Origin of the sequence: Uliginosibacterium silvisoli (genome assembly GCF_036017035.1) — a bacterium.
Taxonomy (GTDB): Bacteria; Pseudomonadota; Gammaproteobacteria; order Burkholderiales; family Rhodocyclaceae; genus Viridibacterium; species Viridibacterium silvisoli.
Genome location: NZ_JAYXHS010000003.1, coordinates 695,111 through 708,870 on the forward strand (window position 1 = coordinate 695,111; position 13,760 = coordinate 708,870).

Below are 13,760 nucleotides of genomic sequence, written 5' to 3' on the forward strand. Positions count from 1 at the left end.
AAAAAAGCCCGCGCTGGCGGGCTTTTCATCGATCGTCTGCGCTTCCGCAGACCACAGGAACTACCGCGCTATCTGGCCGGCACAGTCCCCTCCACCACGATCTCCGCTATCGAAGGCTGGCCGACAGCGGTGGTGGTCGTGATGACGCGCACTGCCGTCGTCAGTACCGGCGCCCGGTTGGCCATGTCGATCAGCAGGCGTGGCCCAACCCCGTTACCCTCCAGAATCGGTACCCAGACACTTCCCTGCAGGTATTCGATCCGGTAGCCGCGAATCTTCGAGCCGGCCTCGAACACTTCGATTTTCGACAGGTAGGTAGGCTCCGCACCGTTCACGCGCAACCAGCTTCCCGCAGTGGAGTTGCTCGCCTCCCAACGCGTATCCAGCTTGCCGTCGATCGCGAATGCCGCCGCCCGCGCATTGCCGGACTGCGTCGACGCGCTCGCCGGCCCGTTCCATCGGGTCAGCACGCCTTCGGTGATGCTCACGAAGCATGCAAGATTCGGCAGGTCGGCGGGTGCTGCAATCTTCAGGGCTTCAGCCGTACACAGCACGCCATTCGTGGCCGTGATTGCTGCGCTATAGCGACAGTAATCGGTCGAATTGCACCACTGCGCAATCACCGAATGCGTGCCCGAGAAACTGCACGTTGCGCCGGCGAAAGCGCAACGCTTGAACCCGGGCGGAGACACATCGAAGATGCCGCCGGGCGCACTGGATGAAGCTGACGAACCTGCAGCCATGGCGCCACCGGCAAGCAGCGCCGCCGACGCCAGCAGCATGCCACGCACCGCCCACGAACAATAGCGAGCAATTCGCTGGAACCATAACGTCCATTCCGTAACGAGTGTTTTCATGCTGCTCTCCGCAGTAGAGTTCAACGCGATCAGATGGTGCGATCAATACGCATCAGGCATGCAGCCCTCGTGACCGTGATAGCCACGAGGCCTGCTCCCATGCTTCAGACAGGCCGGACAGTCATCGCTGCGCGCGACAGCGAATTCGCCAACGTCATGTCGACACGATTCGCTGCATCACGGCTCACAGGACCGGCAGTGCGCGCCAGGGCAGCAACCGGTGATGTACGCAGCCCACTGCTCTTCAGTGTCGAAGCGGCCGGCGAGGCGCTGCTCGAGGAGCTGGAAGTATTGCAAGGCGGCTTGTTCCAGTTTGCGGGGTTCTGGCAGGTCATGTCGCAGGGCACGCCGTTGCAGCAGGAACCGGTGCTAGGGCCGCACATGCCATTGGAACTGCTCGAGCTGGATGAGCTGGCTGGCCGCGGTCTGTTCCCGAGGACGACCAGTTCGGAGATCGAGGGTTGTCCCGCAGCAGCACCGGTCGTGATGATGCGTACGGCGGTCGTCAGCACTGGCGTCCGGCCAGCCATGTCGATCACCAGATGCGGGCCGACCACACTGCCTTCCGTGAGAGGTGTCCACACGCTGCCCTGCAGGTATTCGACGCGATAGCCACGGATTTTCGAACCCACTTCGAACACTTCGATCTTCGAAAGGTAGATTGGCTCGGAGCCGCTCACACGCAGCCAGCTGCCGGCCGTGGAGTTGCTCGCCTCCCAACGCGTATCAGCATCGCCATCGATGGCCTTCGCGGCAGTCCGGCCCGTACCCGACTGGGTCGAAGCGCTCGCCGTCAGCCCCGGAAATGGTGCTGTCGCACCGAGTTCGCCGACAGAATACGCGCAGCGCGCAGAGGCGCCCATCAGGTAGCCCCGGCACACGACGGGAGCCGTTGTCACGACTTTCGAAGACCAGCAGGTGTATTCGAAACAGCTATCCGTGAGCACCGTGCGGGTGCCCGTGAAATTACAGGTCTGCCCCTGGAGAGCACATTCAATGAACCCTGATTGCAGCGGCGGCAAGGTCGCGGGTCTGCTGGACGAACTGCTTGACGAAGAGGACTGCGCCCAGGCGGCGTGGCCTGCCAGCAGTCCGAGCACCACAGCGATATGCAAGAGCCACCGGCTCGGGGTCTTTCCCATTTCATTCTCCTTTGATTGGTCTGCAGGTCTGGCGGCCAATGCCATGCTTCGCCGCTCGTGTTCTCGCCCCCGGAGAGCAACCCGGGGCGTCGGAAGCGTGCCAAGGGATGACGGAGGGAACAATGCGCATGCGATCTGCTGCATTCCTGCGGCGCGAATTGCATTGACGTGGCGGCGACTGAAAGGTCACGGTCGCGCCACTCGAAAGAAATGGCCACGGCATCACCCGGCAGTCCTCTGGCTGCAGATGGCACCTGGCCATGAAACAAGAAGCCGCCCCGAGCATCCGGGGCGGCACGGTTTCTCAGAGTCAGAATCCGCTTACATCTGTCGGGCTCACATCGCAGCTCGCCGTATTCCAGAACAGGCCAAGCTCGCTGCTGCTACCACTGCTCTTCTCGACGCCGATGTATTCCATGCAGATTTCGCCACCGCTGTCCGGATACTTCCAGCCCTTGATTTTCAGGTTGCGGATCGTCGCCTTGTCGCCGTAATTGCGATTGACGCCGACGATGGTGCCTGTCGAGCCGTTCATGGTGACGTTGTTGATGTTCACAAAGCGTGGGCCACCGTTGTTGGTGCAGTCACCACAAGAGCGATAGAGCTTGCCGATGCGGCCAGTCGTCGAGAAGTTCTCGATGTAGATCGTCGAGTTCTTCGAGTTGTGCTGGAAGACCTTGTCGTCAGCAGCATTCGCCGAACCGCCCGACACGGTCATCGTCACCCCTGCATCCTTCAAGGTTGCAGCGTCTTCGCAAACATCGTCCCACACTACGTTCTCAAGCCGGCAGTTGCCTGCCACGCAATGAATGCCGTCGGCGGCGCCACCAGCCTTGAGGTGGACATTCTTGATCGTTGCATTGTTGAGCGTGAACACCGGTTGCTGGCTTTCGCTACCGCCGGCACAGGAAGTACCCACCGTGATACCGCCGCAATCGACAGTCGCATTGGTGATGACGCTCCCTGCCTGGCATGAGTTGGGCGTCGCACTGCTGACCGAACTACTGGATGAAGTCTTCGAGCTACTGGATGACTTCGAACTGCTGCTGGAAGAAGATTTCGAACTACTCGACGAGGATGGGCCTGTACTCGACGACGAACTGCTGGCCGTTGCAGTGGGCACGGAACACTCGTTAACACCCCCCGCCACCTTGCCGCCAAAAGTCGCTTCATTGCAGACAAAGCTGCCGGTCAGCACTTTGTAGAAAAACTTGTCCGCACGACCGAAGGCCACATTGGTCGCGCTTGCGACCGAACAGGTTTTTCCTTCAGTACATAGCGTCGTGTATCCGCTTGGGCGATTTGCTGCTCCCGCTGTTGCACTCAGAGCCGCCAGCAAGGCGGCTGAAATCCACAGATTCTTCTTCACGACCTACCTCCGTTTTCTACGTCAGACAGATACGAAAATGAGATACGAAAATGCCGCCCGGATTCAGTGAAGAAGCGGGGCGGCATCGGAACGACATCTTGTAGCGTTTAGAAACTCGTCACGTCAGACGGGCTGACGTCGCAATACGCCGTGTTGAAGAACTCGCCATACTTCTCGGTCGAGCCACTGCCCTTCTCGATACCCTTCCACTCTTCGCAGATACGCGGTTTGGTGGTCGTGGCCGTCGGGCGAGTAAGACCCTTCACCTTCAGATTGCGGATCGTGGCCTTGTCGCCATAGTTGCGATTGACGCCCACCACCGTGCTGCTCACCGTGCCATTGATGGTCACGTTGTTGATGCTGACAAAGCGCGGACCACCGTTGTTCGTGCAATCACCGCAGGAGCGCCACAGCTTGCCGATCTTGCCGTAGACCTGGAAGTTCTCGATGACGGTCGTGCTGTTCTTCGAGTTGTGCTGGAAGGTCTTGTCCGGTGCTTCCGTCGCCGAGCCGCCGGAAATGGTCAGCGTGCCACCTTCGGACTTGTTGGTCGCCGCATCTTCGCAGACACCCTCCCACACCACGTTCTCGAGACGACAATTCCCGCTGGCACAATGAATGCCATCAGCTGCCTTGCCCGAGGCCAGACGCACATTCTTGATCGTCGCGTTATTCAGCGTGAAGATCGGCTGCTGCGATTCACTCCCGCCCGCGCACGACGTACCCACCGTGATGCCACCGCAGTCGACCGTCGTATTGCTGATCACGCTGCCGGCCACGCACGCGCCGGAAGCGATGCTCGAAGCTGCGCTACTCGACGACGAGGTTGTCGCGGCGCTGCTCGAAGAACCGGTGCTCGCCGAAGATGCCGTACCCGAGGAAGAGCTGCTCGATGAAGTGCGAGACGAGCTGGAGCACCACGACGGCAGCGGCCCGGGGTTGCTGCAATTGTCATAACTCCAGTTACTGCTACTGCTGCTCTGCTGGATACTGCTCGACGAAGAACTGCTGCTCTTCGCAGGCACCGAGCACTCATTGGTGCCGCCAGCCACCTTGCCACCGAAGGTCGCTTCGTTACAGACGAAGCTGCCGCTCAGTGTCTTGTAGAAAAATTTGTCTGCACGACCAAAAGCCACGTTCGTCGCCGTTGCGACTGAACAGCTCTTTCCTTCATTACAGATCGTCACGTAGCCTGCAGGGCGATTGGCCGCGCTGGCACTGCCCGCCACGGCGAGGGCCGCCAGGCCGAAAAACAGGTGCTTCAAGGTCATGCAAGTCTCCTGGTATGCCTGCTGCATGCAGGCTGGTTTTATGGCGGAGTCGCCGGACTCACCTCAGGCGCGACGACTCCGTACTGCAGAACTCAATTCAACTTCAGGCCGGGGCTATTGCGCAGCGCCTGGCCCGACGTTCTTGTACTCGGCCAGATAAGGATTGCTGGCCGTGCCGTACTGGGCAGGATTGCTACTGCTCCAGTCTGCCCAGGGCGGGTTCTTGATGAACTCGCTGACGGTCGACTCGCGCACGATCACCTTGCCTATCGTGCCGCCGTTCGAGGAAGACTCCGGCCACTGCCGTGCGAAGGAAATCGTCGCCCCGCCTGCATCCGCATTGAAGATGCTCCTCGTGAACAGGAAGCCATACGGATTGCTGGTCGCCGTGCTCGGCGCGGCGATGGTGCTGCTGTTCTTGCGCACGCGCGTGAAGTAGATCGTGCAGGCATCAAACACCGCGGTGCCGCGACCGAAGATGAAGTCCGTATCCCCTTCGATGTAGCTGTTGCCGAAGTAGCTGCGTGCCACCACGTCCAGCGCCGTTGTCTTGATGTACAGCGTGTCCTGATTGCCGAGCAGGCGTACCTTGTTGAACAGATTCCGGTCACCCACCACCATCAGAGCGACGGCCTGGCTCTCGCCGCCAGACTCATCGTAGGTGTTCTGCACCGTTACGTTGGTCATCTCGAAGTTGTTCGCGGTCACGACGAACAGCGACGAGCAAGTGGTACCAATGCTGCCGGACTTGCTGGCGCAGGCGTCGTACACCGACTTGATCGCAGTCGGCGTGCTGCTGGTGAATACCGCGCCGCCCGGGTTCCCCAGCGCAGCGTATTGCGCACCGGTCAGCTTGGCCGCTGTCGGCAAGGCGATCACCGTCTGCGCCGGATCGGTGCCACCACCGTACAGGGTGATGGTCGTGCCGAGCGGCACGATGACCAGCTCGTTGTATGTCCCCGGCATGACCTTGATGTACTGCCGCGTCGTGACGCCAGATGCGGCAATGGCCGTCACGGCAGACTGCACCGTCGTGTGCGTACCGCCGCTCTTGGCAACTATGTATGCCGGGCTGGCTGGCGTCTGGATGACGGTCGTGCGCGGATTCCAGTTATCCGTCACCAGTGCGGTCAGCGGCCCCGCCTTGGCAAGAAACTGCGCCACATCGTAGTTCGCAGCTACGGCATCGCTGAGCTGCGGACGCGTACCTGCCGTACCGCCGCCGCTCGAGGAAGAGCTCGAAGACTTGCTCGAGGACGAACTGGAGGTCGTTGTCGAAGAAGATGAGGACGACGAGGATGAAGAAGACGATTTGCTTGAGGACGAACTCGATACCGAGCTGCCTGCCGACGATGAGCTTGCACCAGACGGAGCCGAGCACTCGTTGGTGCCGCCCGCGACCTTGCTGCCAGCGCCAAACGTGACCTCACCGCAGACAAAGCTGCCGGTGAGCGTCTTGAAAGTGAACTTGTCGGCACGGCCGTATGCCACGCTGGTCGCAGCGCTGACCGAGCAGGTCTTGCCTTCATTGCAGATCGTCACGTAACCACTCGGGCGGTTGGCGCCCCAGGCACTCTGGGCCAGCAGCAACACCAGCGCACCCATCATCCATCGCATCTTGATCATCTCAGTCTCCTGTCTGTTCGTGCCTGCTACGTTGGCAGATCAGGCTCGTGCGCAGACGCGCTGCACCATCGGCCATGGGACCACTCTTTTTCCATGCATGCTACGAGCATGAGCCAGCCCGACTGCGGCTGGCTCATGCGCTTCACTGTTGCTGCATTACGGCTGTGGGCACGAACCGGCGCAGGCGCTGGTATTGATGGCACTCGGTGCGATCAGCGTCACGTCGGACTGGCTGACATTGCAGTTCGGCGTATTGAATTCCACGCCGAGAGCCGAGGTGCTGCCTGAGCCCTTCACGACACCCTTGTAGACTTGGCAGATCTTGGTCTTGGAATTGCTGCTGTTATTGAGCGTCAGGTTGCGGATCGTCGCCACGTCGCCGAAGTTGCTATTGATGCCGACGATGGTCGGTACATCGCGCGTGATCACGTTGTTGATGGTGACCTTGCGTGGTCCGCCATTGCCAGTGCAATCACCGCAGGAGCGATACAGCTTGCCCGCATTGGCTGCGTAGAAATTGCTGATACGCAGTTCGCCACGACCATTGTGCTGGAAGGTCTTGTCGGAACCCTTGTATGCAGCGCCGCAGTTGATCGACATGACGGTACCGGCAGCGCCGAGTGCCGTCGCGGCATCTTCACCGATGTCTTCCCACCAGACGTGATCCAGCGTGCAGTTGCCGAGGCAGTGGATGCCGTCAGCGGCCAGCGTGCCGATGATGACGTTCTTCAGCGTTGCACCTTCCTGTACGTCGAAGACAGCTGGCTGACCTTCAGCCTGGCTGCCGCCGGACAGGTTGTAGCGCTTGTTGCCGCCATCGAACACTGTGCCGGCCGGCACGATGATGGTGGCCGTCGACTGCACGGTCTCCGTGGCCGTCGGCATCTGGCAACCGGGGTAGTAGCCCAGCCCGCCAGTCGAGGAAGTGGAAGACGACGAGCTGGAAGTGGTGCTCGAACTGGAGCTCGAGGAGCTCGATGACGAAGGCGCCGACGAGCTCGACGACGTACCGCTTGGCACGGAACATTCATTCACACCGCCTGCGGTCTTGCCGCCGAAAGTAGCCTCGTTGCACACGAAGCTGCCTGTCAGGACCTTGTAGAAAAACTTGTCGGCGCGGCCAAAGGCCACGTTGGTCGACGCTGACACCGAACAGGTCTTTCCTTCAGTACAGATGGTGACGTAGCCAGCCGGGCGATTGGCGGCATGCGCCTCGCCCAGTGCTACGGCCGCGAGCAATCCAAGCATCAGGTAACGCATATTCATGAGCTGTCTCCTTTGAATGTCGACTGAACAAACACGGGTGCTACATGCCGGTCATGCAATGTGCATTGACCGGTATACGACTGTGTCAGCGGGGGCCCGCCATGAAGGGATGCGAGACGCGGTCAAAGGCCGACCACGGAGGCGCTACGGGCTTCGCCAAGGCAGGCGAAAGCCACGAAGGTTTTCCAAACATGAAGTGTCTCCTGCTGCTTTTTTTGTACCTGCTCCGCTTGTGCGGAACATGGTTTGATCAAACTGCCCAACAAACTTAGCAGCTGCTTTTTGATTGGCAAGCTTGCGCTGCGGCGCACATGCCCGTGGTCTACCGGAAACACCCTGACTAGCCGCTTGCAAGCGACTGATACGAAAAAGATTTTTGAATTAGCTGTATTTGTTGATTTTGATATTTGCATTAAGTTTTGTTAAGAAAATCACGAACTTAAGATTCCCGTGCCGCATCGCAGCAGGTGATCTGAAAAATAAATAAGTATTTGAAGTGGTACGACAAGTTGAACGCAATAGAACGGGGGCGACCATGAAGCGGCAAGCAAAAGAAAAGGCCGGCGCTTTCGCGTCGGCCTGCAATCTTCCAGCTCGTGTCACACGCATGGCGCATCCGATCTCGGGCGCGCCATGCGTTCTCTTTCTTGCTTAGAGGGCGGAGCCTGATCCACTGTTCTGGAACTCACCCACGTTCGGGGAAGAGCTCGAACCGTAGTTCATCGGATGCGAGCTATCCCAATCGCGCCAAGGACGCGACTTATCAACGCTCAGGGTGATATTGGCACCACGGATGATCATCTTGCCGACCGGGCTCGACAGGCTGCTCTGTGGCCACTGGCGCGCGAACGCTACACCGCTGGCGCCGTTGGAGCCCGTGATCGAACCGCCGTTGATCAGGATGCCCATATTGCTGGCTTGCGTACTCGGCGCGCCGATCGTGCTGCCGTTCTTGCCGCGGGCTGCCGTGTAGTTGATCTGGCAGTTGTCGAGCACACCGGTACCTGCACCGAAGATGAAGTCCACGTCGCCTTCGACAAAGCAGTTCTGCGCGTAGAAGCGCTTGCCTGCACCGTCGATCCACAGCGTGTCCTGGTTGCCGTACATCTTCACGTTGTCGAAGTGCACCTGGTCGGCCGTGGTGTAGACCGCGACGGCCTGATCGGTACCGGAGCCACTTTCGACACGGCTATTGGTGATGGTCAGGTTCTTCGCCTCGAAGCCGGTGTTCTGGATCACGAAGGATGCCGAGCAGGTGGTGCCGATGGCGCTCTTGCTGGCGCAGCTATTGACCCACGACTGGCCTGCACTCGTGTAGTTGGTCCCGACCATCGACTTGTATGCGCTACCGGTCTGCAACGCGCTGGTTGCGATCTGGATCTTCACGGCCGTGGATGCGCCCGTGCCGTACAGCGTGATCGGCACACCCGATGGCACGAACACCATCTCGTTATACGTGCCCGGGCTGACCAGGATGTACTTGCGCGTCGAGCCGCCTGCATTGATCGCGGCATTGATGGCCGACTGCACCGTCTTGTAGGTACCGCTGGTGCTGACCGTATAGCTCGGTGACGAAGGCGTGCTGATCACCGCGGGCGTCCAGCTACCCAGGAACTTGGCCACCGTGTAGTTAGCCGCAACCGAGGTGCTCAACTGCGGACGCGTTGCGGTCGAAGGGGCTGGGGTGCCGCTTGGAGTGGGGGTTGGGGTTGGTGTGGGCGTAGGGGTCGGAGTTGGAGTGGGTGTTGGGGTGGGGGTCGGCGTGGGTGTTGGAGTAGGCGTAGGGGTGGGTGTTGGCGTAGGGGTGGGTGTTGGCGTAGGGGTGGGTGTTGGCGTAGGGGTGGGTGTTGGCGTGCTGGCTGCCGGTCCTACCGAGCACCACGCCGACGTCGCGTAGCTGTTCGAGGGAAAAGCCGAGCCGATACAGGCGAAGCTGCCGGTCTTCACGGCATAGACGAAGGAGCCGGCCTTGCCGAGCGCCACATTGTTGGTGCCGGTCATCGTGCAAGTGGCGCCCGTGTTCTGCGCGCACTTGGTGTAGCCCGAGGGGTAGTCGGTTGCAGCGAACGAACTGCCTGAAAAGGCGAGCGCCAAAGCGCCCAGAAGAAGCTTGTTTTGCATGGTTTGTCTCCGGTCTGGATATCGTTATGTTTCCGTTCCCACTGTGTTCACACGCACTGAACGTGACGCCAACTACCGGGAATCGGGCTAGCTATGCTGCCTGCCAGTTGCGCAGGGTGAACCGGTAACACGCGGAAGTCACGGCGCGCCGCAACAAGCTTTCAGATAAACGCCAAATTCACCACAAGTGCGGGGCGGCACAACCGCGCGCGCAAAAACAAAGCGGCCCGAGGCGGGCCGCTTCAACAAGCTCGATATTCCTTGAGGGCCGAGAGCCCCGGCGATCAAGCCTGCTGGATCGCGTACATCGCACCAAAACGCGTGGCCGGGTCGTGCGCCAGTTGCTGGAAGCCGCCCTCTTCCACCAATTCGCCGCGCTCGAAGACGACGATCTTGTCGGCCTCCTTCAGCGTACTGATGCGATGCGCGACGATCAGCATGGTGCGGCCGTCGCCATATTCCGTCATGAGGCCCTGCATGACCTTCTGCTCAGTCGCGGAGTCGAGTGCCGAGGTGGCCTCATCGAGCAGCATGATGGGGGCATTACGGCAGATGGCGCGCGCAATGCCGACACGCTGACGCTCGCCCCCCGACAGCGAATACCCTCGCTCGCCCACCACCGTCTCAAGCCCTTCCGGCAAACGCGCGATAAGATCATCCAGACAGGCAGCTTCGCAGGCGCGTTGCAGGAGTTGCGGCGCTACGTCGCGCATCATGGTGATGTTCTCCTTGAGCGAGAAGTTGAACATCTCGGTTTCCTGCAATACGACGGCAACGTGCGCGGTCAGGTCTTCGTGATCGATCCTCTGGATCGGCACGTCGCCAATGCGCATCTCGCCCTGTTCGATGTGATACAGGCCGAGCAGGAGCTTGATCAGCGTCGACTTGCCCGATCCCGAGTGACCGGCGATGCCGACGATCTCGCCACGCTTTATCTCCAGCGACAGCGGCCCGACGGCAGGCTTGTCGCCGTAACGGAAGATCGCCTTGTCGAGCGTGATGCTGCGCCAGTCCTGCGGAAACTTCTGGTCGCCCTTGGCGAGGCTGTTGTCCGTCCAGAACAGCGGCATCATGCGGCCGAGGTTGGACTTGCGCTCGATCATGAGCTGGATGCGATCGGTGAACTCCACCGATGAATCCCGCAGCTTGTCGAAGTACACGGCATAGGTGAGGAAGAAGCCGGGGAGCAGATTGCCGTTCATGACCATGTAGCCAATGACAAGCAGGTACGCACCCCAGCTGATGCCGTTGTGCCACTGGAAGCACATCCACTTCGTATTACCCAGGCGCAGGCGCTCGTAGGACAGCAGGCGCGCCTGCTCCTCGCGCTGAGCGATATTGCTGGTCATGCCGTCGGCCGCGCCCATGGCCTTCACGGCAAGGATGTTCGACGCGCTTTCCACAAAGGTGCCGCTGGCATTTTCCATCGACTTGTTGATGCGGTCGGAGAGCCGCGCGATGCGGTAGTCGAAATACGCCTCGGTGCCCATCAACACCGCAAGGTAATAAACAAAGAACAGCACGAAAGCCGGGTGCAGCATCACGCAGGCAATCAGCGAGCCGATGAAAGCGACGACCGCCGGAAAGAGGTTGTTGATGATGTCGCCGGTCCACTCGCGCACCGACTCTGCCCCCGTCAGGATGCGCTGCGCTTTATTGCCGGTGCTCTCCTGTTGATGCCAGGCCAGCGAAGAGTCGAGCAGGCGCTCGAAACCCCACACCTTGGCGCGATAACGCGCGTTCAGGCTGATACGGCCCAGCACGCGCTTGCTCAGCAGGCGCACCATCGAAATCAGCACATGCGAGCCCGCCAGCAAACCGACCATCCAGAACAAGGGCGCCGCAGATGGGCGCGCCAGGGCGTCGGCCTTGACATAGCCGATCAGGAAATTGGCGATGAGGCCAATGATGTAAGGCGGCACCATGGTGTAGGACAGCACCACGATGAGCACGATGGTGAAACTCAGGTATTTCCAGCGCTCGTGGTCAAGGAAGTACCAGAGTGCGCGCGGGACATCGAGAAAACTGAAGCGGGAAGTGTCTTTCGGGTCTTTGACCGACTGCATGCGGGCTCCGTGGCGGGATCGGGCGGGCCGCGCCGCAACCGGAACGGCAACGACGCGTGACGACGAGGAGGGAGAACCGCAATTTTACGCCTCGGATAGCGCAATCCAAGACAAGAAACAAAAGCTTGAAGAAGCCTTGCTCCGGGCTTTGCACCTGTGCCGGGAAGACTCAAGGACTGCCCACGGACCACCAGGCCCGCCAGAAGTTGTCGTTTGCAACTAATTGCGGCGCTGCTGCATTGACACCTGGGCCAGCCCCCTTGCACACTCGCGCCCGACATTCAGACAACAGCGGAGCGCAGCAAGCCCGCCGGACCTTTCTACAAAGCAACCGGCAGAGGGTGTTCCGAACGACTCCGCATATGGGACAGACAACACAATGGCGAAGCAGAAGAAGGCAGCAGGCGGCTCAGGTAACGCCTCAGGCAACAACACGAGCACCGGGCAGAACCCGGCAAACGCAGCACCGCAGGGCTTTCTCGACGGCAAGGTCTTGCCACTCATGGAGCGCGTGCCGACCTGGGTGCGCACGATTGTCTGCCTGCTGCTGATCGCCATCGCGGCAAGCTGCGCCTACGTGGTCAACAAGGGCGAGCCGCCCTACCCGTTCTGGGACGAGAATTACCACATGACGTCGGGCCAGCGTTACATCGAGGGCATTGGCCACTTCGAACCCCATCCACCACTCGCGCTGTTGCTCATCGCCGCCGGCGAAAAGCTTTCTGGCGCGAATGCCGACATCGACAAGCACCAGCTGGTCATCGACAAGTACATCGATGGCAACAAGATGCCGGCCGGCTTCTCCTATAACGGCATGCGACTGATGCCCAGCCTGTTTGCCGCGTTCGGCGCCCTGCTGTTCTTCGGTCTGCTGTACACGCTTACCGGCAACCGCTTCATCGCCCTGTTATTCAGCACGCTCTACGTGTTCGAGAACGCCTACGTAGTGCACTTCCGTGCAGTGCACCTCGACAGCATCCAGATGTTCTTCTGCCTCGCGACCATCTGGCAATTCGTGCGCCTGTGGAAACGTCCTGACACCCTTTCGTGGAAGGCCTACGCCTGGCTCGGCGTGCTCGCCGGGCTGGCCATCATGGCCAAGATCAACGCCGCCCTGCTGCTGATCATCTTCCCCATCCTGTATTTCAAGGATGTCGCGACGCACTTCAACTTCGAGTTCGCCAGGCTGGCCCAGGACTTCATTGCCAAGGCCGGCTCGGCCATCGTCGCAATACTGGTCGTGGTGCTGACCATCTTCGCCATCCACGGCGCCATCGGCCGCAAGCTGCCGGACCCGGAAAGCTCGGCCGGCAAGCAGGACATCGAGAACATGTCGCCGACCTACAAGGAGTACCTGACCCAGCACGGCACGCTGACACCCGGCGTCGTCATGTCCATCACCCGCGATTACTTCAAGTTCATGGACAAGGACCACCTCGGCGTACCCAAGCTGGACATCTGCAAGCCCGGCGAAAACGGCTCGCACCCGCTGCACTGGTTGATCATGGACAAGACCATCAACTACCGCTGGGATTCGGCCGACGGCAAGACCCGCTATGTCCAGCTCGTCGGCAACCAGGTCAGCTGGTACCTCGGCCTGGTCTCGCTATTCCTGTCGGTCGCGCTGATCGTCAATCACCGCTTCTTCAAGAACGCCATCGGCAATCGCCAGACCTACCACCTGATCGAGGTCTTCACCGCCCTCTATGCAACCTTCATGGTGCTGCATCTCTATCTCGGTACGCAGCGCGTGATGTACCTCTACCACTACTTCCTCGGCCTGCTGATCACCTACGTATTGGTGGTCTTGCAGTACCAGTACCTGACCGATTTGCACGCCTTGCGCACCCGCACGCGCCTGCTGATTGCCAGCGGCATGGCAATTGCTATCAGCCTCTCCTTCGCCTTCTTCGCTCCACTGAGCAATCACACTCCGCTCTCGAAGACCCAGTGCGAGGCACGCAACATCTTCTCGCACATCGTCGACTGCCAGTAGGCCACGACCAGCCGGCAAAACCCCTGACGGCCGCAGGGTGGCACGC

General features: G+C 60.3%; 10 protein-coding genes. 2 read left to right on the forward strand and 8 right to left on the reverse strand.

Going from position 1 to position 13,760, the window contains the following annotated elements:
- Positions 1–68: 68 nt before the first annotated feature.
- From VVD49_RS17895 to VVD49_RS17905, 3 genes are all read right to left on the reverse strand, one after another.
- A complete protein-coding gene (locus tag VVD49_RS17895) occupies positions 69–857 on the reverse strand; it encodes a discoidin domain-containing protein (RefSeq protein WP_327600577.1) in 789 nt (262 codons plus the stop codon).
- A gap of 104 nt (positions 858–961) precedes the next feature.
- Entirely contained in the window at positions 962–1,999 is a 1,038-nt protein-coding gene (locus VVD49_RS17900) for a discoidin domain-containing protein (protein WP_327600578.1), read from the reverse strand.
- Between the two features lie 310 nt (positions 2,000–2,309).
- The gene (locus VVD49_RS17905; RefSeq protein ID WP_327600602.1) at positions 2,310–2,954 is read right to left on the reverse strand and encodes a pectate lyase; all 645 of its coding nucleotides are present in this window, start codon (positions 2,952–2,954) and stop codon (positions 2,310–2,312) included.
- On the opposite strand from VVD49_RS17905, the gene VVD49_RS17910 reads away from it, so the two are divergent.
- Positions 2,920–3,204, forward strand: a complete 285-nt coding sequence (locus VVD49_RS17910) for a hypothetical protein (protein ID WP_327600604.1) — start codon at positions 2,920–2,922, stop codon at positions 3,202–3,204. The two genes, VVD49_RS17905 and VVD49_RS17910, sit on opposite strands and share 35 nt — an antisense overlap.
- 271 nt (positions 3,205–3,475) lie before the next feature.
- On the opposite strand, the gene VVD49_RS17915 is transcribed toward VVD49_RS17910, so the two are convergent.
- The 5 genes from VVD49_RS17915 to VVD49_RS17935 all read right to left on the reverse strand — a co-directional run bounded on the left by VVD49_RS17915 (position 3,476) and on the right by VVD49_RS17935 (position 11,718).
- Positions 3,476–4,639, reverse strand: coding sequence for a pectate lyase (locus VVD49_RS17915; protein WP_327600579.1), 1,164 nt, complete (start codon positions 4,637–4,639; stop codon positions 3,476–3,478).
- Between the two features lie 114 nt (positions 4,640–4,753).
- Positions 4,754–6,265: a pectinesterase family protein gene (locus tag VVD49_RS17920; RefSeq protein ID WP_327600580.1), complete on the reverse strand. Its 1,512-nt coding sequence runs from the start codon at positions 6,263–6,265 to the stop codon at positions 4,754–4,756.
- Between the two features lie 156 nt (positions 6,266–6,421).
- The gene (locus tag VVD49_RS17925; protein WP_327600581.1) at positions 6,422–7,531 is read right to left on the reverse strand and encodes a pectate lyase; all 1,110 of its coding nucleotides are present in this window, start codon (positions 7,529–7,531) and stop codon (positions 6,422–6,424) included.
- A 651-nt stretch (positions 7,532–8,182) separates the two neighbouring features.
- A complete protein-coding gene (locus VVD49_RS17930) occupies positions 8,183–9,652 on the reverse strand; it encodes a pectinesterase family protein (RefSeq protein ID WP_327600582.1) in 1,470 nt (489 codons plus the stop codon).
- A 284-nt stretch (positions 9,653–9,936) separates the two neighbouring features.
- A complete protein-coding gene (locus VVD49_RS17935; protein WP_327600583.1) occupies positions 9,937–11,718 on the reverse strand; it encodes an ABC transporter ATP-binding protein in 1,782 nt (593 codons plus the stop codon).
- A 379-nt stretch (positions 11,719–12,097) separates the two neighbouring features.
- On the opposite strand from VVD49_RS17935, the gene VVD49_RS17940 reads away from it, so the two are divergent.
- Positions 12,098–13,714, forward strand: coding sequence for a phospholipid carrier-dependent glycosyltransferase (locus VVD49_RS17940; RefSeq protein ID WP_327600584.1), 1,617 nt, complete (start codon positions 12,098–12,100; stop codon positions 13,712–13,714).
- The last annotated feature ends 46 nt before the right edge of the window (positions 13,715–13,760 follow it).

Coding starts and splice junctions, on each gene's coding strand:
- VVD49_RS17900 (WP_327600578.1), bottom strand. CDS start 1,999: ATGGGAAAGACCCCGAGCCGGTGGCTCTTGCATATCGCTGTGGTGCTC.
- VVD49_RS17915 (WP_327600579.1), bottom strand. CDS start 4,639: ATGACCTTGAAGCACCTGTTTTTCGGCCTGGCGGCCCTCGCCGTGGCG.
- VVD49_RS17925 (WP_327600581.1), bottom strand. CDS start 7,531: ATGAATATGCGTTACCTGATGCTTGGATTGCTCGCGGCCGTAGCACTG.
- VVD49_RS17895 (WP_327600577.1), bottom strand. CDS start 857: ATGAAAACACTCGTTACGGAATGGACGTTATGGTTCCAGCGAATTGCT.
- VVD49_RS17935 (WP_327600583.1), bottom strand. CDS start 11,718: ATGCAGTCGGTCAAAGACCCGAAAGACACTTCCCGCTTCAGTTTTCTC.
- VVD49_RS17940 (WP_327600584.1), top strand. CDS start 12,098: ATGGCGAAGCAGAAGAAGGCAGCAGGCGGCTCAGGTAACGCCTCAGGC.
- VVD49_RS17930 (WP_327600582.1), bottom strand. CDS start 9,652: ATGCAAAACAAGCTTCTTCTGGGCGCTTTGGCGCTCGCCTTTTCAGGC.
- VVD49_RS17920 (WP_327600580.1), bottom strand. CDS start 6,265: ATGATCAAGATGCGATGGATGATGGGTGCGCTGGTGTTGCTGCTGGCC.